The organism is Streptomyces sp. CC208A (assembly GCF_030010625.1).
GTDB lineage: Bacteria > Actinomycetota > Actinomycetes > Streptomycetales > Streptomycetaceae > Streptomyces.
Map to the genome: position 1 here is coordinate 1 of NZ_JASCXN010000004.1, position 17508 is coordinate 17508.

General features: G+C 69.9%; 12 protein-coding genes and 1 pseudogene. 12 read left to right on the forward strand and 1 reads right to left on the reverse strand.

Going from position 1 to position 17508, the window contains the following annotated elements; all coding sequences use genetic code 11:
* The 11 genes and pseudogenes from QK442_RS06155 to QK442_RS06205 all read left to right on the forward strand — a co-directional run.
* Positions 1-477 (forward strand): annotated as a pseudogene (locus QK442_RS06155) (hypothetical protein); the annotation flags it as partial.
* A gap of 120 nt (positions 478-597) precedes the next feature.
* The gene (locus tag QK442_RS06160) at positions 598-1113 is read left to right on the forward strand and encodes a hypothetical protein (protein ID WP_282692807.1); all 516 of its coding nucleotides are present in this window, start codon (positions 598-600) and stop codon (positions 1111-1113) included.
* A gap of 702 nt (positions 1114-1815) precedes the next feature.
* Positions 1816-5691 carry an SGNH/GDSL hydrolase family protein gene (locus tag QK442_RS06165; RefSeq protein WP_282692808.1) on the forward strand — a complete coding sequence of 1292 codons (3876 nt, stop codon included), beginning with the start codon at positions 1816-1818 and terminating at the stop codon, positions 5689-5691.
* A gap of 70 nt (positions 5692-5761) precedes the next feature.
* Entirely contained in the window at positions 5762-6124 is a 363-nt protein-coding gene (locus QK442_RS06170; RefSeq protein WP_282692809.1) for a hypothetical protein, read from the forward strand.
* A 237-nt stretch (positions 6125-6361) separates the two neighbouring features.
* The gene (locus QK442_RS06175) at positions 6362-6892 is read left to right on the forward strand and encodes a hypothetical protein (RefSeq protein ID WP_282692810.1); all 531 of its coding nucleotides are present in this window, start codon (positions 6362-6364) and stop codon (positions 6890-6892) included.
* A 117-nt stretch (positions 6893-7009) separates the two neighbouring features.
* Positions 7010-9253, forward strand: a complete 2244-nt coding sequence (locus tag QK442_RS06180; protein ID WP_282692811.1) for a glycoside hydrolase domain-containing protein — start codon at positions 7010-7012, stop codon at positions 9251-9253.
* Positions 9254-9304: 51 nt separating this feature from the next.
* Positions 9305-9742 (forward strand): hypothetical protein, encoded by a 438-nt coding sequence (locus QK442_RS06185; RefSeq protein WP_282692812.1) that lies wholly within the window; start codon positions 9305-9307, stop codon positions 9740-9742.
* A gap of 220 nt (positions 9743-9962) precedes the next feature.
* Positions 9963-10499, forward strand: a complete 537-nt coding sequence (locus QK442_RS06190) for a hypothetical protein (protein ID WP_349239633.1) — start codon at positions 9963-9965, stop codon at positions 10497-10499.
* 299 nt (positions 10500-10798) lie between these two features.
* Entirely contained in the window at positions 10799-11470 is a 672-nt protein-coding gene (locus QK442_RS06195) for a response regulator transcription factor (protein WP_282692814.1), read from the forward strand.
* A complete protein-coding gene (locus QK442_RS06200; RefSeq protein WP_282692815.1) occupies positions 11467-12825 on the forward strand; it encodes a HAMP domain-containing sensor histidine kinase in 1359 nt (452 codons plus the stop codon). The genes QK442_RS06195 and QK442_RS06200 overlap by 4 nt, the downstream gene beginning before the upstream one ends.
* 83 nt (positions 12826-12908) lie before the next feature.
* Positions 12909-14540 carry an alpha/beta hydrolase gene (locus QK442_RS06205; protein WP_282692816.1) on the forward strand — a complete coding sequence of 544 codons (1632 nt, stop codon included), beginning with the start codon at positions 12909-12911 and terminating at the stop codon, positions 14538-14540.
* 284 nt (positions 14541-14824) lie between these two features.
* Here the strand turns inward: QK442_RS06205 and QK442_RS06210 are convergent, their stop codons facing one another.
* Positions 14825-16210: a cystathionine beta-synthase gene (locus QK442_RS06210; protein WP_282692817.1), complete on the reverse strand. Its 1386-nt coding sequence runs from the start codon at positions 16208-16210 to the stop codon at positions 14825-14827.
* 130 nt (positions 16211-16340) lie between these two features.
* Here QK442_RS06210 and QK442_RS06215 point away from each other — a divergent pair, with 130 nt between their 5' ends.
* Positions 16341-17453, forward strand: coding sequence for an SGNH/GDSL hydrolase family protein (locus QK442_RS06215; protein ID WP_282693112.1), 1113 nt, complete (start codon positions 16341-16343; stop codon positions 17451-17453).
* Positions 17454-17508: the final 55 nt, after the last annotated feature.

Genomic DNA, 17508 nt, shown 5'->3' on the forward strand with positions numbered 1-17508 from the left:
ACTGCCCTCAAGGGCAAGCAGAACGGCAGGGCGGTCCAGGCCCTCGAAGGGAAGCCCGTCCCCGAAGGGGGATGCATTGGGGAATCACGGCGCCAGGTGCCCAGTCCGGACATCACCCTGGCCGAGGAGCTCTCCGGTCAGAGCTTCACCGCGTCGCAGGAGACCCCCGAGGTCAAGGCCTCAATGGCGGCGTGGTCGGCCTGCATGAAGGAACGCGGGTACCAGGTTGCCACCGTGTGGGACGCCGCCAACCTCACCGATCCCGCCTCCTCGTCCATCAGCGACGCGGAGAGGAAGACCGCGCTCGCGGAGATCGACTGCAAGCAGAAGACCGACCTCGTGGCCATCTGGTTCAAGGCGGAGCGGAAGATCCAGGAGACGCTCATAGCCAAGCACCAGGACGCACTGGACAAGGCCCGGGCCAATACCGTAGCGGGTCTGACGGCGGCACGGCAGGTCACTGCCACCACCCGCTGACCGACTGCGGCCCAACGCTCCTGTCCCGGCCACCGAACGGTGGCCAGGACATCACATCGTATCGCCCCGTGCACCACGCGCATCCCAGCAGAGATCCCCTATATGAAGGGTTTACATATCATGCGTGCATCACGACGTAACTGGGCTCGAATAGTCACCCCTCTCGCCGCCACCGCTCTCTTCTCCATACTCGTGGCGCCCGCGGCCACCGCCGCGTCCTCCACAGAGGCCGGCACCACCGCCACGGCCGTCACATGCTTCGACGACCCCTGCCTCACGGGGATCCGTGCCGCGACGCACCCGGACTACGACCGCCTCGTCTTCGACTTCACCTCCGGCACTCAGGTCACCAACACGTACACGAACACCACGGGCGAGTTCGTCCCGATGAGCGGCAAGGCCGAGTACCTGGACGTCAAGGGCACCTCGTACCTCTTCGTCACCCTGGACCCTGTCCATCCTGCCTCTGAGGCAGTCCTGAACAAGGCCCTGAACCTTCCCACCATCAAGGGCATCCAGCTGACGAGTATTCACGCGGCACGTGCTGAGTTCGGCATCTCCCTTGGCCCCTCGACCAGCTACAAGATCTTCCGCCTGACGCAGCCGGACCGCGTCGTCGTCGACGTCTACCGGTAAACCACCCTCCTCCTAGATGCCTGCCGCAGCACACCAGAAAACGGGCGACCGGGAGATCACCGACCCCTAAGCCTCGCTCACGACGCAGAGAATCCGCCGATCCGCCATGGCTTCTCCGCGGTCACATCCCACGTACAAAGCACCACGTACCGGGAGTGCCATGAATCAGATGTGAGCGTCCCCGAGGGGGTCACCGGATAAGCGCAATGCCTGGTTCACCTGTTCAGGAGCGAAGAGGGCGTGTCGCTTGCCGGATCGGCGAGGGGGAGGACTCGCCCGTTGCCGAGACAATGAGGAGCCGGGCGGGCTTTCCTGCTCCGGTTCCGATTGGTCCCCCCTCTCGCCCGAGCTCTTGAGGCTCCAGCGTAATGAGGCCGTCCGGAATCCAGCCCACGACGGGGCCGCTGCGGATGTCCGCGCCGCGGTCGACGAGGCCCGTTCCGTCCGCCCTCGTGTCCTGTCGGAGTGCCACGGCCTCGACCATGGCACTCCGATTCCCTATGCCCGTACTCGTGGCTGAGGGGCCCCGGTCTCTCCGCCGTTCCAGGAGCGTACAGAGAAGTGAACAGACAGACCCGTACACCCATACGACACATACGCGGCCCGGCCGCTCTCGTGGTGAGCGCCGCGTTAGCAGGAGGGCTCCTCCAGGCGGCCGGCACCGCGACGGCCGCGCCAGCTCCGGGTGACACGCCACGCGCCGTGTCACCATCCGCAGCATCCGGCCAGGGCTTCGCACCCCAGGGGGTCCCGGAGCCGGACAAGAACCTCGGACGGGGCTGGAAGACCTCCACGGACCGTCTCGTCACGACCGCGGCCGACGCCGGCGGGCTGCGTGTCCTGGCCGCGGACGGTTCCGATGCCTACAGCTGGAAGACCGTGGCCGTCCTGGCCGAGCCGGGTATGCAGGCGGACACCTGGATCGGCAACGAGTGCGTGATGGACCGCTCGCACGTGGCGGTCGCCTACGCCCCTCGTACCTTCACCAACCGTCCGGACCTGATGCTGGGCGGCGCGTTCACCGCCATCGTCGACATCGAGTCGGGCCGGGTGACCAAGCTCCCGTTCACCGCCTCCCTGGCGTACTTCGACCCGAGCTGCAACCCGGCGACCGGCACCGCGGTCTTCAGCGCCTTCCGGGACGACCGCAGCCGCCTGCTCACCGTGGACACCACCGGCGGTGTCGTCTCCGACACCGACGTCCTGGGCCAGGTGACCTCCGCCGTGCCCGTCGCGGACGGTACCGTCGCCGCGCGCGGCCGCAAGCTGGTGCACGTGGACCGCAAGGGCAAAGTGAAGAACCTCGCCACCACGTCCGAAGTGCCCTCCGAGATCCGTCCGTCGGGCAAGAGCCAGATCGCCTTCCTCGACCACCAGAGCGGCACCGCGTACGCCAAGCTGTGGCGCGGCGACCGGAACACCGTGGCGACGCTCGCCACCGGAAAGCTCGGCGACCTCGGCCTGAAGCAGGGCCGTGCTGGCAAGGTCTTCCTCACCGGCACCCCCGCCGCACCCCCGCGCACCGCGGGTACCGAAGTCGTCGCTCTCTCCGTGGCCGCCGACGCCGCTGTGTCCGGCGAGGGCCGCCTCGCCGTCGCCCCGGTCCTCTCCTCCACCGTCCGCCGGGGACTGGACCGGATCAAGGGAGCGGGGCGGAACTCCACCACTACGGAACCGTCCCGGCAGGATGCCGAAGACGCCCCGGCCTCTCCCGAGGACGAGCGGCCGGTGACGGTGACCGTCACGGCTGCGGCCACCGGCGAGGAGTTCACCCAGGCGGTACGGAACACAGGCCGCGCTCTGGGCAAGGACACCGCCTCTCCGGCCCTGTCCGGCACCATCACCGCTGCCCCGTCCGCCGCCGGCTCCACCACGTCGGCTGCCGCTTCCGCGGCCAACGACCCCGTCGACACCGATCGCTGGTGTTCCGTCCCTCGCAACGACGTGAACAGCCAGGCGCTGCAGCCCACCCCGAACCAGGTCGAATGGGCCGTCGACATGGCCATCCGCGGCGAGCTGCGTTCCCAGTGGATCACCCAGGGGGGCTGGCGCTCCCAGACGGGCCTGGGCGTGATCGATCCGCAGGGACTGTTTCCACGGCCGGAGCTGAAGACCGGTGGCCGCATCCCGGCCCAGGTCCTGCTCGGCGTCCTCGCCCAGGAGTCGAACCTCTGGCAGGCCGAATCCGGCGCGATCCCCGGCCAGATGGGCAACCCGCTCGCCGCCGTCGCCGGCTTCTATGGCCACAAGGGCACCGACTCGGACTCCTACTGGAAGATCCACTGGGAGAACTCCGACTGCGGCTACGGCATCGGACAGGTCACCGACGGCATGCGCATGGCCGGCCACGAGAAGCCCGGCGAGACCGCCCTGTCCCCGGTCAAGCAGCGGGCCGTCGCACTCGACTACACGGTGAACATCGCCGCCTCGATGTACATCCTCGCCGACAAGTGGAACGAGCTCCACACCGACGGCCAGAAGATCACCGTCAACAACGACGACCCTGCTAAGCCGGAGAACTGGTTCGCCGCACTCTGGAACTACAACCTCGGCTTCAACCCTCCCACCACCCCTGGCGCCCCCTGGGGCCTGGGCTGGTACAACAACCCGGCCAACCCCATGTACCCCGCCTCCCGCGGCCCCTTCATGGAGAACAGCCCCCGCGACGCCGCGACCCCCCAGAAGTGGCCGTACCCGGAGAAGGTGCTCGGCTGGGCCGCCTGGTCCATGGACACCGGCCGCTCCTACTCCACCAGCGGCCGGCAGGACTGGCCCGGCGAGCCCGGCTTCGCCTCCGCCGGCTTCCGGCCCGCCTGGTGGATCAGCGTCGGCGACCGCACGCGGATCAAGCCGCCGCTCAGCGCGTTCTGCAACACCGCGAACAACTGCGACCCGAACAACCCGCCGCAGTGCAGCACCGAGATCTGCTACATGCAGTACTGGTACCGCGGATACAACGTCACCTGGAAGAACGACTGCGCCAGCACCTGCGGCCACGAGGACATCAAGTACCAGACCCTGCGCACCGAACCGGGCCGCGGAACCCGCCTCCAGTACGGCACCCCCACCTGCGAGATGCCCAGCGGATTCCCGTCGAACGCATTCATCGTCGAATCCCTCCCGAACGGGACACAGACATGGAGCGAGTGCGGCCCCTCGCTGTCCGCCGGCTCCTTCCAGTTCAGCTTCAACCCGGACGCCGAGGGCAAGTACGAGGCCAAGGGCGACCTGCACCAGATCGGCGGCGGCTACGGCGGACACTTCTGGTACGCCCACACCCGTGACACCGCGCACCTCGGCGGTCCCGGCGGCCGGATGACCGTCACCGGCACCTGGACCCTGGGCCAGAGCTTCGACAAATGGGTCCGCGTCTTCGCCCACATGCCGGACACCGGGACGCACACCCAGCAGGCCCACTACGTGATCAAGGGCGTCGCGGGCGGCGACCGTCACCGCTACGTCAACACCCACTACAGCGCCAACACCTGGGTCGACCTCGGCGTCTACCACTTCACCGGAACCCCGAAGGTGGAACTGTCGAACACCACCGACGACGGCACCGCCGACGAGGACATCGCCTGGGACGCGGTCGCCTTCCAGCCCCTCCCCGGCAAGCCGAAGCACATGGTCGTCGCCATGGGAGACTCCTACTCCTCCGGCGAAGGCGCCGGCGCCTACTCCCCCGAGTCCAACACCTCCCACGGCACCAGCCGGTGGAACGCCTGCCGCCGCAGCGCCAACTCCTGGGCACGCAAGGTCGTCCTGCCCTCCCAGAGCGCCGGCATCGGCTGGCTCTCCGACGGTTTCAGCTCCGTTGTCGCATTCCAGAACGTGTCCTGCTCCGGGGCGATGACCAAGAACGTGGCCTACGTACCGTCCGGCAATGCTCCTCAAGCCCACGGTGAGGGCCAGTTCCGGGAAGTACGCCAGGTCGATTCCGGTGTCCTGGACTCGAACACCACGCTGGTGATGCTCACACTCGGCGGCAACGACGAGAGTGGCTTCGCCAACGCCATGACAGAGTGCGGAAACCTGACCAACTGCAGCAGCGACTCGACCTTCCTGCCCCGCAACAAGGCCATCGTGGACCGGATGATCCCCGATCTAAGGAGTGTTCTGGAGACCATCGCGGCGAAGGCGCCCAACGCGACGGTCGTGCTCATGGGGTATCCCGAACTCCTCAGCCGCACGGTCAAGTGCTCGGGATCGTTGTACTACGACATGACGGAGGTGGCCGCCCTCGCCGAACTCGTGAACTACGCCGACACGGAACAGCAGAAGATGGTGGATGGCCTCCGCACCGGACTGAAGCTCAAGATTCAGTACGCCAACCCCGTCAACGCGTTCGTGGGACACGGCGGCTGCGACGACCCGGAATGGATCAACAAGATCGTCATAGGCCCGAACGGTGACGGCGACTTCCACGCCGGAGACCCCGCCTCCGAGGCCTGCACATGGAAGTGGCTCGGCGGAGACTGCCTCAGCCGTGAGTCCTTCCACCCGAACAACTCGGGTACGACGGGCTACGCCCAGGTGATGAGCGGGCGCCTGAACGACATCGGATACAAAGGCATCTGAGATGACGCAAGAACCAAGCCCGCGTACCTGGCCGGCAACTCTGACGAGATGGCTGGCCGGGTGCGCGGGCGTGGCCCTCGGCGCGGCCGTACTCGCCTTCGTGGCGGTCGCCCTGGTGTTCAACTACGCCGTACCGGCGTTCTTCGACCGGCCCGATCCAGTTCCGGAGGAGGTAGTCGGCAAGCAGGTAGGACTGACCCGGTACCGCCTCGGCCAAGCGCTGGAGGACGGCACGCTGACCGACCAGGAGATCGCCTGGGCAGCGGGCGAGGAGTGGCGCGCGGAGCGGGACCGCACGCCACCGCGCATCGTGGTGAAGTACCCGGTACCGGGGGAGGACAAGTCCTACCAGTGCCATGCGTTCACGTTTCCAGACGGCCTGAAGACAGGAGCGCTCGTCACGAGCCAGAAACTGAACGACTGTCCCATCTGAGCGCATGATCCGGGCCACGGCAATGACCCCACCGACCACACCCGTACGGGAGAAGGCTGGTTCCACCCGTACGCCGGCCCGGTCAGCATCACAGGAGCGGGCGGTCGCGGCACCGCGACCGCCGGGGACGTCGGAAGGGCAAGCAGCCCCTCCGAACCGAGCTACGGAAAGCCCCACACCTCATTGCGGTTGGAGTACGTGTCCATTCGCCTTCCGGCATCAAGGAGACAAGACGCCATGCACACCACACGCCGCACCCTCGCCCGCATAGTGGCTCCGGCCACAGCCGTCGTCCTCGCCATGCTCGGCGCCGCCCCCATGGCCTCGGCGACGCCGTCCCAGGCAGCGGCCGAGACCTGCGAAGACATCTGTGTCAACGGCGTTCGCGCCGCCACCCACACCGGTTACGACCGCGTGGTGTTCGACCTGGGCACAGGCCCCCTGCCCACCATCGAAACCGCCTACGGCACGTCCCCCGGATACATGACCCCGGGCGGCGAGCCGAGGGAGATGCTCACCCGTGGTTCCTCATACCTGTTCCTCAGCCTCAAGAATGCCGAAAACGGGACCTACTCGGCGACGACCCCCCACGTGAAGTTGTTCAATCTGCCGACGGTCAAGGCGAACCAACTCCTGTTCACGACCGGATCCATCCTCGGGTACTCCCCCGAGATCGCTTTCGGACTCACCCTCGACGGTCCCGTCTTGCGTTACAACGTCTTCACGCTGACCCAACCGAACCGGGTCGTCGTCGACGTCTACCGGTAGCCCGGGGATGACCAACCGCACGATTTAGAGGATGTCTCACGTGCTGATTCCGTGAGACATCCTCTTAGGCTCCTTGCGATCGCGAGGAGGGACCGTTGAAAATTCGGAAGGGGATCGATGGCTGACGAGATGGTGCTTCGCGCCCAGAGGTTCATAAACACTACGTACGGTAACGGCGCCACGCTCGGCATTCCTAAACTGGAAGAGAACGGCCGTACCGGGTGGGTCGTGATGTACGCCCTTACGCGCGCCCTTCAGTACGAGATGGGCATCACTGCGCTTTCGAACAATTTCGGGCCGACCACGCTTTCAACGCTCCAGTCGAAGTACGGAAAGCTCGACGAGACGACGATCCCGTCGGCGAACTTCTGCCGGATCATTCAGTCCGCGCTCTACTGCAAGGGCTACGACGGAGGCGAGATCGACGGGACGTACAACGCCCGTGTCAGGGCCGCGGTGACGAAGCTGAACGAGAACATGGGCGTCAGCGTCACCTACCCGGGCAGTTCCCTTTGGCCGAAGGTGGTCAAGGGTCTGTTCAACATGGACGCATACGTGACCGTGAACAACGGCTCGGAGTCCATCCGCGCCATCCAGCAGTGGCTGAACGGCCGGTACGTCCTACGCAAGGACTACTACATCATCCCTTGCGACGGCCACCACTCACGCGATGTCGCCAAGTCGATGCTCCTGGCCGTCCAGTATGAACTGGGCATGGCGGACGGCGTCGCGAACGGGGCCTTCGGACCCGGCACCCAGGCCGGCCTGAAGAGCCACACCCTGACCCCCGGCTCCTCTGGCGTGTGGGTCCAACTGTTCACCGCGGCCATGGTGCTCAATCGCCGCCCGGTGCCGTTCTCCAGTGGCTTCACGACCTCGCTGGCCGACGGCGTCAGGACGTTCCAGTCGTTCGTGAAGCTCCCCGTGACAGGGCAGGGGGACTTCCAGACCTGGGCGTCGCTGCTGGTCTCGTACGGGGATCAGACGCGCCAGGGCGAGGCGTGTGATGGGATCACGAAGATCACCCCAGCCCGGGCCCAGGCGCTGAAGGCGGCCGGCTACAAGTACGTCGGCCGTTACCTCTACAACCCCTCGACCACCTCCCTGCCTGAGAAGGAGATCCAGCCCGGGGAGCTCGCGACCATCAAGGAGTACGGGCTGCGCTGCTTCCCGATCTACCAGACGTGGGCGCGCTCGGTCGACTACTACAGCGTCGCGCAGGGCGTCACCGACTGTCTGACCGCCGCGTTCAAAGCGGAGGAGCACGGCTTCAAACCCGGTACGCGCATCTACTTCGCCGTCGACTACGACGCGGTGGACGACGAGGTCACCTCGCACATCCTGCCGTACTTCCAGAGCGTCAAGGAACAGATGGACCGCCTCGGGAGCCCCTACAAGATCGGCGTCTACGGCCCCCGCAACGCGTGCTCCCGCATCTCGGCGAAGGGGTACGCGGACGCCAGTTTCGTGTCGGACATGTCCTCGGGCTTCTCCGGCAACCTGGGCTACGCCATGCCGGAGAACTGGGCCTTCGACCAGATCGCCACCAAGACTGTCGGCTCGGGTGGGGGACAGATCGAGATCGACAACAACATCGCCTCCGGCCGGGACACCGGACAGGGTGATTTCTACCCTCCGGCCGCCCAGAAGATGGACATCGGCTTCGACATCTCCCTGTGGTCCGCCATGCAGAAGGAGATCCAGGACTACATGGACTCCATCGGCAAGCCCGGTGGCACCGGGCGCATCTACACCCTGGCAGAGTGCCTCGAAACGATCCTGAGTCAGGATGCCACGATCACCTCGGCCTCCCGCCGGTACCGGATGCGCAAGGCACTCATCCAGACCTCGGCATTCTGGGAGTTCTGTCACTACAGCTACAAGGACGTGGTCGAGGATGCGAGCGTCGTCATGTACCACACAGGGGTCATACCGGACTGGGGCAAGGACCTGCCCGTCATCGAGAAGACGGTCGACAGCAGCACCGGCATCGCCAAGATCTCGGGCCGCACGTGCATTCTGTCGCGGAACAACTCGGTCCGCGTAGGGCTCCTGGAGGGCGACGTCCTCGACCCGACCTCCGACAGCGACCGTTGGGCCATGTGGCAGAAAGTGAACCAGGACAACGTCTTCAACCTGAGCACCGTCCCGCACCTGCACATCTGGGCGGCCGACGGTAAGCCGGGCGACCACGCTGAGACGCCGATCCGCCGGCCGGCCCTCGACTACGACGACACTGAGATCTACGAGATCCTCCGTCGGTATCAGGGCTTCGGCGACTTGGCGGAGGAGCATGCGAAGGAGCGGATGCCGCTCTACGCCATCTTCGAGAAGTACAACCGCATCGTACGAGAGGCATGACCGTCCGTGTTCACGGCAACCGACCCCTGGCAAGGGCACGATATCGGGGGGTTGTTCATCGCCCTGTTCGCCGGAGCGGCGACCCTGCTGGGCCTCATGGGGTACCTGTGCTCACGGCTCTCGCCGCAGATCCTCCGCGGCTACACGCCCGCCCGGGCCTGGCGGGACGTGTCCCTGGCCGCGGTCGCTGTGGGGACAGCCCTGTACCTGTGGGGGCTCCTCCACGTCCTCCTCACGGACGAGCAGGAGCAGGCAGAGGAGTGCGATCTGCGGCGTCCCGGAGACGTACCCCGTCTCGTCGGCCTCCGAGGGGACTTCGTCCCGCTGCGGCTCGTTTGCGAGACGCCGAACGGCCATGACTACAACGTCGTCATCCCCGACTACATCAACCCGTCCCTCACTGTCCTGCTGCTGCTCGCGCTCTTCGGCGCCGCGGTCTCCGGCCTCCTGCATCGCAAGCAGCGCATGTCCGCACGGAAGAAAGGCTGAGCCGTTGAGCAACTCCGGATTCACCCGTAGGCACACTCTCATAGCCGCCGCGGGTGTCACCGCCGCCGCGAGCCTCGCCTCCACCGGTCTTCTCGCGGCCCCGGCCGTGGCTGCTCCACCGACTCCCTTGAGGAACGACGCGCTGAAGGAGGCCCTGCGGAGGGCCGAGGCCCGGCACCGTCGCCTCGCCACCGGCCGCCCGTCCGCCAACGGATGGGAGATGCAGAAGGCCGTCGATGCCGATGGCGACATCGTCACCTGTACGGTGCCCGGCACCGGCCTGACCGTTGCCCTCCGCGGAGGAGACCCTATGACGGTCTTGGTCCATGTGATCCGCCGCTTCCACTACGAGGTCGACGCGCTTGGCAAGAACGGAGAACCGGACACACTCGCAGGGTGGACAGCACCATTGGCTGTACGGGACAGCCGACGCCCCGAGTCCAACCAGGCCTCCGGCACAGCCGTCGTCATCCGCCCGGGCTCCTACCCGGCAGGCGTGCGTGACGGGTTCACCGCGGGCCGGCAACTGATCATCCGCGACATCGTCGCGGACACCGAGGGCGTTGTTCGCTGGGGTGGCGATGACCGCCGCCCGTACGAGGGGCTGTTCTACCTCGACGTTCCACCGGAGGACGCACGCCTGGCAAGGGTTGCAGCCAAGATCCGCGCCTGGGCCGAGACCCCCGGCGCCGGCGCGGGCGCCCTCCCCGACGTGGCGGAACCCACACGTCGGAACCGGGCTGCTCGCTACCACTGAGAGTGCCGGCCGCGATGTCAGGAGACCCCTCGCCGTCGCCCGACGAGCTGGCCGAGTCGGGATCGCCGATGCCTGAGCCGACCCCGCTGGCCAATGCTGCGGGAAACGATCCCCGCAGGCATCTTGGCAGGCCCTGGCCAGCGCGTTTCGCCGACGCCTGCGCACTCTCATTTCCCATGTCTCAGAAGCGCCCTGCTTCGTTATTCATGGAAATAATAGTGCGCAGGTCAGAGGCCATGTCGACTCTCATCTTCGGCGGCGGCTCTCATCCGGGGTGTGCGGCCTCTAGGGTGTCCGGCGTGCGCGTACTGCTCGTCGAGGACGACGAAAACCTTCGGTTCGGGGTGGCCGCCGCGCTGCGGGCCGCCGGGTTCGCCGTCGACGAGGCGGGGGATCTGCCGCGGGCGGACGAGGCGCTGTTCGTCACCGCGTACGACTGCGCCGTCCTCGACCGGATGCTGCCGTCCGGGGACGCCGCCGGGTACGTCGAGGGGCTGCGGCGGGCCGGCCGTGAGGTGCCGGTGCTGTTCCTCACCGCGCGCGACACCGTGGCCGACCGGCTGGCCGGCTTCGCGAGCGGCGGGGACGACTACCTCGTCAAGCCGTTCGCCGTGCCCGAGCTGGTCGCCCGCGTCCGCAGCCTGTGCCGCCGCGCGGCGGTGGTACGGCCGCCGGTGCACCGCGTCGGCGACCTGGAGGTCGACACGGCGCGCCGGCACGTACGCCGCGGCGGGGTGCTTCTGACGCTGACGAGCAGGGAGTTCGCCGTCCTGGAGGTCCTGGCCGCGCGCGCCGACCAGGCGGTCACCCGCGCCGAGCTGATCGAGAGCTGCTGGGACGAGATGGCCGAGCCGCAGTCCAACGTCCTGGAGGTGCTCGTCTCCCAGCTCCGCCGCAAGCTCGGCGACCCGCCGCTGATCCACACCGTGCGCGGGGTCGGCTACCGGCTCGCGCCCGACGCCGCCCGGTGAGCGTCCGATCCCGGCCGGGGAGCGGCTGGCGCCGCCCGGTGGACGGCCGCCGTACGCGCCGGCCGCTCACCCCCACCGAGCGGGTGCTGCGGCTGCGGCGCCGGATCAGCCTGCTGTTCGCGCTGACCAGCGCCGTGGGCCTGATCGCGATGGGCGTGCTCGCCGTACGCAGCGACAGCGGCCGCTGGCGCGAGCAGCTCGACCACGCGATGGACGCGGACACCAGCTGGGCCCTCGGCCTTCTGGAGACCGACGAGGACGGGCGCCTGGACACGGCCGTCCTCGCCGACACCATGAACATCGACTGCCCGCCGCTGACCGTGCTCCTCGCCGACGAGGCCGAGGCCGAGGCCGGTCTCACCGTCCAGCACGCCCCCGCCAAGCCGTGCCTGACCGTGGGCCGCGAGGTCGTTCTGGAGGCCGGCCGTGCGGCGGTCCTGGCCGAGGAGCCGCGCGGCTTCGACCGGCGTACGGCGGACGGGGCGCCGGTACGGCTCTTCGCGCTGCCCTTCTACGCCGCCGAGGCCGACGGCGACGACGTACCCCAGGGCGTCCTGGTGGCGGCGGCCGACGCGAGCGACGCGCAGGCCGAGCACCGGCGCCTGGTGTGGCTCGTGACGGGCGGCTGCGCCGTGCTCGTCCTGCTGTCCGCGGCCGTCGGGCACGTCCTGTCCGGGCGGGCGGTACGGCCCGCGCTCGCGGCGCTCGGCCAGCAGGAGGCGTTCCTCGCGGACGCCGCCCACGACCTGCGTACCCCGGCCGCCTCCCTGCGCACCCTCGCCGAGACCGCGCTGCGCGGCGAGACCGACAGCGCGGACGTGCACCGCCGCACCCTGCGCCTCGCGGAGGGCATGGGGCGGCTCGTCGACGGACTGCTCACCCGGGCCCGCCTGATGTCCGGCACGGCCGTCCCTGCCCGCCAGCCGCTGCGCCTCGACCAGCTCGTCGAGGCGGTCGTCGAGGAGGCGGGCGAGGGCCGGGCGGCGGAGGGGCACCGGGTACGGGTCGAGGCCGAGGAGACGGTCGTGGTCGCCGACCCCGACCTGCTGCGCCGGGCCGTCGGCAACCTGCTCGGCAACGCCCTCACGCACGGCCACGCGCCCGGGGTCCCGGCGGACGTCCTGATCACAGTCGCCCGCGACGGCACGGTGACGGTCGAGGACTCCGGCCCCGGCCTCCCGCCGGAGGTCGCGGACGCCCTCTTCGAACGCTTCCGCAGCGGCTCGGGCTCCACCGGCCTCGGCCTCTCCATCGCCTCCTGGGTCGCCCACGCCCACGGTGGCACCCTCACGGCGGGATCGGGAGAGCACGGCGGGGCGCGGTTCGTCCTCCGCCTGCCGACGCGGGAGGAGTGAGGCCGCCCCCGCACCTCCCTCAGGAAATCCTCAGCATCCGCGCGTGATCCTTTCCCCGACCGACCACCCAAGGGGAGCCCCTCGTGATCCGCGCCACTGCCCGCCGCCGTCCGGCCCTCGTCCTCGCCCTCGCCGCCCTCGGCGCCACCTCCCTGGCCGCCTGCACGACCGGCCCCGGCGCCGGCCCGGACACGGACCGGCCCAGGGCCGCATCCGCCGCGCCCGACCCGGCAGACCCGGCCGACCGGCCCGAACTCCGCCGGTTCTACGGCCAGAAGCTCACCTGGAGGCCCTGCGGCGAGCTCCGGTGCGCCTCGCTCACCGTCCCCATGGACTACTCCCGGCCCGGCGACGGCAGGACCTTCGTCCTGCCGGTGGCCAGGGCCGCCACGGCCACGGCGGACCGGCGGATCGGCTCCCTCGTCTACAACCCGGGCGGGCCCGGCGAGCGGGGCGTCCAGGCCCTCAGGGACGGCCTCGCCGACGGGCTGGGGCAGGGCGTGCGCGAGCGGTTCGACATCGTGGCCTTCGACCCGCGCGGCGTCGGGGAGAGCAAGCCCGCCCTCACCTGCGTCCCCCCGGACCAGGCGGACGACGAGGAGGAGTCGGCGACCGCCGCCGTCCCGCCGCATCCCCGTACCCCGGCCGAGCGCGCCGCCGCCCTCGCCGACGCGCGGGCCACGGCCGAGTCCTGCCGGAAGGCCAGCGGCCCGCTGCTCCCCCACGTCGGTACGGCCGACGCGGCACGGGACCTGGACGTGCTGCGGGCGGCGCTCGGCGAGCGCCGGCTGACGTACGTCGGCTGGTCGTACGGCACGAGCCTGGGCACCTCGTACGCCGAGCAGTTCCCGCGCCGCGTACGGGCGATGGTCCTGGACGGCGCGATCGACCCCGCCCTCGACTGGCGGCAGCGCCTGACGAGCCAGGCCACGGGCTTCCGGGACGCGGTCGACACGTACGCCCGGACCTGCGCGGACGTCGTCGAGGAGGGCTGCCCCGGCACCACCCCCGAGGAGATACGCGCGCTGATCGACCGGCTCGTGGAACGGAGCCGGCGCGAGCCGCTGCCGGTCGAGGACTCCGAGGACGGACTCGACGCGGCCGGCGTGATCTCCGCCCTCAGCATGTCCATGTACACGCCGGAGGACCAGTGGGAGGACCTGTCCGCCGCCCTGCGCGCGGCGGACGACGGCGACGGCACGGAGCTGGCGGCGCTGGCCACGGGGGCGAGCGAGGAGGAGAACGAGGACACCCCCACCGAGCCCGCCGACGACTCCGGGTCTCCCGACGACGTCCCCGAGGACAACTCCGAAGCCGCCCTGATCGCCGTCAACTGCCTCGACGTCCCCCACCCGCGCGACGAACGGGCCTACTGGGACGCGCTCGCCCCCGCCGAGAAGGCCGCCGGTCTCTACGGCACCACCGGCCTGACCGGCGAACTCGTCTGCAAGGACTGGCCGTCCGGCCCTGACCGCCCGCACCGCGTGAACGCGGCGGGCGTCCCCCCGGTCCTCGTCGTGGGTACGACGGGCGACCCGGCGACGCCGTACGCCGAGGCGGTGAGCCTGGCCCGGCAGTTCCCCGGCGGCATGCTGCTGTCCCTCCGGGCGCCGGGCCACACCGCGTACGGCCGTGACGCCTGCGTCGACGAGAAGGTCGAGGCGTACCTGACCACCCTGGAGAAGGTCCCCGCCGGCACCATGTGCACCCCGTGACGGGCCGTCCCGGAAGTCCCGGGAGAAGTGGCGCGGGGACCGCCGCACCCCCATGCGCTGGGGGGCGGGACGACGGCGGTCCCCGCGGGGGACACGGGCCCGGGTCAGGGCCGGTCTCCGCGTCCGCGGCGTCTTCAGAGGTCCGGGAGCCGCTCCGGAGGTTCCTGTGACGCCGACGAGGAACACTCTGCCGGAGGCGTGTTAAGCGGGTGCTGCGCGGACGTGACGCCCTCGTACCGTTTGCGCCAACACCCGCGCGGGGTCCGCCGCCTCCGGCGGGGGGGCTACTTCGCGCCGCCGCCGGCCAGGAAGGCGAGCAGGTCCTGGCGGCTGACGACGCCGGTGGGCTTGCCCTCGACGAGGACGATGGCGGCGTCGGCGTCGCCGAGGACGGACATCAGGTCGGCGACCGGCTCGCCGGAGCCGACCTGCGGCAGCGGCGCGGACATGTGGTCCTCCAGCGGGTCCTCCAGCTTCGCCTTCTGGGTGAAGAGGTGGTCCAGGAGCTCCCGCTCCACGACCGAGCCGATGACCTCGGCGGCCATGACGTCGGGGTGGCCGGCGCCGGGCTTCACGATGGGCATCTGGGAGACGCCGTACTCGCGCAGCACCTCGATGGCCTGGCCGACGGTCTCGTCCGGGTGCATGTGGACGAGGGAGGGCATGACGCCCTCCTTGTGGCGCAGGACGTCGGCGACGGTGGCGGTGGAGGTGTCCTCCAGGAAGCCGTAGTCGGCCATCCACTCGTCGTTGAAGATCTTCGACATGTAGCCGCGGCCCGAGTCCGGGAGCAGGACGACCACGACGTCGTCGGGGCCGAGGTCCCTGGCGACCTCCAGGGCGGCGACGACGGCCATGCCGCAGGAGCCGCCGACGAGGAGGCCCTCCTCCTTGGCGAGGCGGCGGGTCATCTGGAAGGAGTCCTTGTCGGAGACCGCGACGATCCGGTCCGTCACGGTCCGGTCGTAGGCGGTGGGCCAGAAGTCCTCGCCGACGCCCTCGACCAGGTACGGGCGGCCGGAGCCGCCGGAGTAGACGGAGCCCTCGGGGTCGGCGCCGACGACCTGGACCTTGCCGCCGCTGACCTCCTTCAGGTACCTGCCGGTGCCGGAGATGGTGCCGCCGGTGCCGACGCCCGCCACGAAGTGGGTGATCCTCCCGTCCGTCTGCTCCCACAGCTCGGGTCCTGTGGTCTCGTAGTGGGAGCGCGGGTTGTTCGGGTTGGAGTACTGGTCGGGCTTCCAGGCTCCGGGCGTCTCGCGGACGAGGCGGTCCGAGACGTTGTAGTACGAGTCCGGGTGCTCCGGGGCGACGGCGGTGGGGCAGACGACGACCTCGGCACCGTAGGCCCGCAGCACGTTGATCTTGTCGAGGGACACCTTGTCCGGGCAGACGAAGATGCACTTGTAGCCCTTCTGCTGGGCCACGATCGCCAGGCCGACGCCGGTGTTGCCGGACGTGGGCTCGACGATGGTGCCGCCGGGCTTCAGCTCGCCGCTCTGCTCGGCCGCCTCGATCATGCGCAGGGCGATGCGGTCCTTGACCGACCCGCCGGGGTTGAAGTACTCCACCTTGGCGAGGACGGTGGCCTGAATGCCGGCCGTCACGTTGTTGAGCTTCACCAGCGGGGTGTTGCCGACGAGGCTGATCATCGAGTCGTGGAATTGCACCGTGTTCTCCGGGGTCTCCGTAATGGTGTGGCCAGCGTATGCGTAGTCGGGACGCCTTTCGGGGCAGTTAGACCCTGAACGGCTCGAAGACGGCTCGGAGGAGGTGGCGGACCCGGTGTCCAGGGCGAGGGTGGCGCGCCGGATCGCGGCGGGAGCGGCGTACGGCGGCGGGAGCATCGGCCTGATCGGTGTGGCCGCGGTGGGGGTCCTGCTGGCCGAGGCGCAGCTCGCGAAGCGGACGGTGGGCACGGGGACGGCGCCCTTGCCGCCGGCGGCGGACGGGCTCTACGGGCGGGTGTTCGGCACGGAGGATCCGCTGCGGCTGGCCCTTCTGGGTGATTCCACGGCCGCCGGGCAGGGGGTGCGCCGGGCGGGGCAGACGCCGGGCGCGCTGCTCGCCTCGGGGCTGGCGGCGGTCGCGGAGCGCCCGGTGGCGCTGAAGAACGTGGCGCTGTCGGGGGCCCGCTCGGACGACCTGGAGCGGCAGGTGTCGCTGCTGCTCGCGCAGCCGATGGGCCCGCCGGACGTCTGCGTGATCATGATCGGGGCGAACGACGTGACGCACCGGCTGCCGGCGACGGAGTCGGTACGGCTCCTGGCGGCGGCGGTGCGGCGGCTGCGGACGGCCGGCGCGGAGGTGGTCGTCGGCACCTGCCCGGACCTGGGCACGATCGAGCCGGTCTACCAGCCGCTGCGCTGGCTGGCCCGTCGGGCCTCGCGGCAGCTGGCGGCGGCGCAGACGATCGTGGTGGTGGAGCAGGGCGGGCGGACGGTGTCGCTGGGCGATCTCCTCGGCCCGGAGTTCGCGGCGAACCCGCGGGAGATGTTCGGGGTGGACCTCTTCCACCCGTCGGCGGAGGGGTACGCGACGGCGGCGATGGCGGTGCTGCCGACGCTCTGCGCGGCGCTCGGCGTGTGGCCCGAGCCGGACCGGCTGGAGCCCGGCCGCCGGGAGGGCGTGCTGCCGGTGGCGAAGGCGGCGGCCGAGGCGGCGAAGGAGGCGGGTACGGAGGTGACCGGGGTCCGGGCCCCGTGGGCGCTCCTGAAGCACCGGCGCCGACGGCGTCTCGCGGAGCCGGCGGAGGCGGGAGGGGCGCCGGGAGAGGCCGGGGAGGCGGCGGGGACGGGAGGGACACTGGGAGAGACCGGGGAGGCGGTGGAGACAGGAGGGGCACCCGCGGAGGCGGCGGGCGCCGCGGACCCCCGGAGGGAGCCCTTGCCGCAGGACGACCCCCGACCCTGACCCCGCCCCCCTCCTCTGAGCAAGCGCTTAGAAAAGAGGCCCGCATCACACGGTG

Coding starts and splice junctions, on each gene's coding strand:
- QK442_RS06160 (WP_282692807.1), top strand. CDS start 598: ATGCGTGCATCACGACGTAACTGGGCTCGAATAGTCACCCCTCTCGCC.
- QK442_RS06175 (WP_282692810.1), top strand. CDS start 6,362: ATGCACACCACACGCCGCACCCTCGCCCGCATAGTGGCTCCGGCCACA.
- QK442_RS06180 (WP_282692811.1), top strand. CDS start 7,010: ATGGCTGACGAGATGGTGCTTCGCGCCCAGAGGTTCATAAACACTACG.
- QK442_RS06190 (WP_349239633.1), top strand. CDS start 9,963: ATGCAGAAGGCCGTCGATGCCGATGGCGACATCGTCACCTGTACGGTG.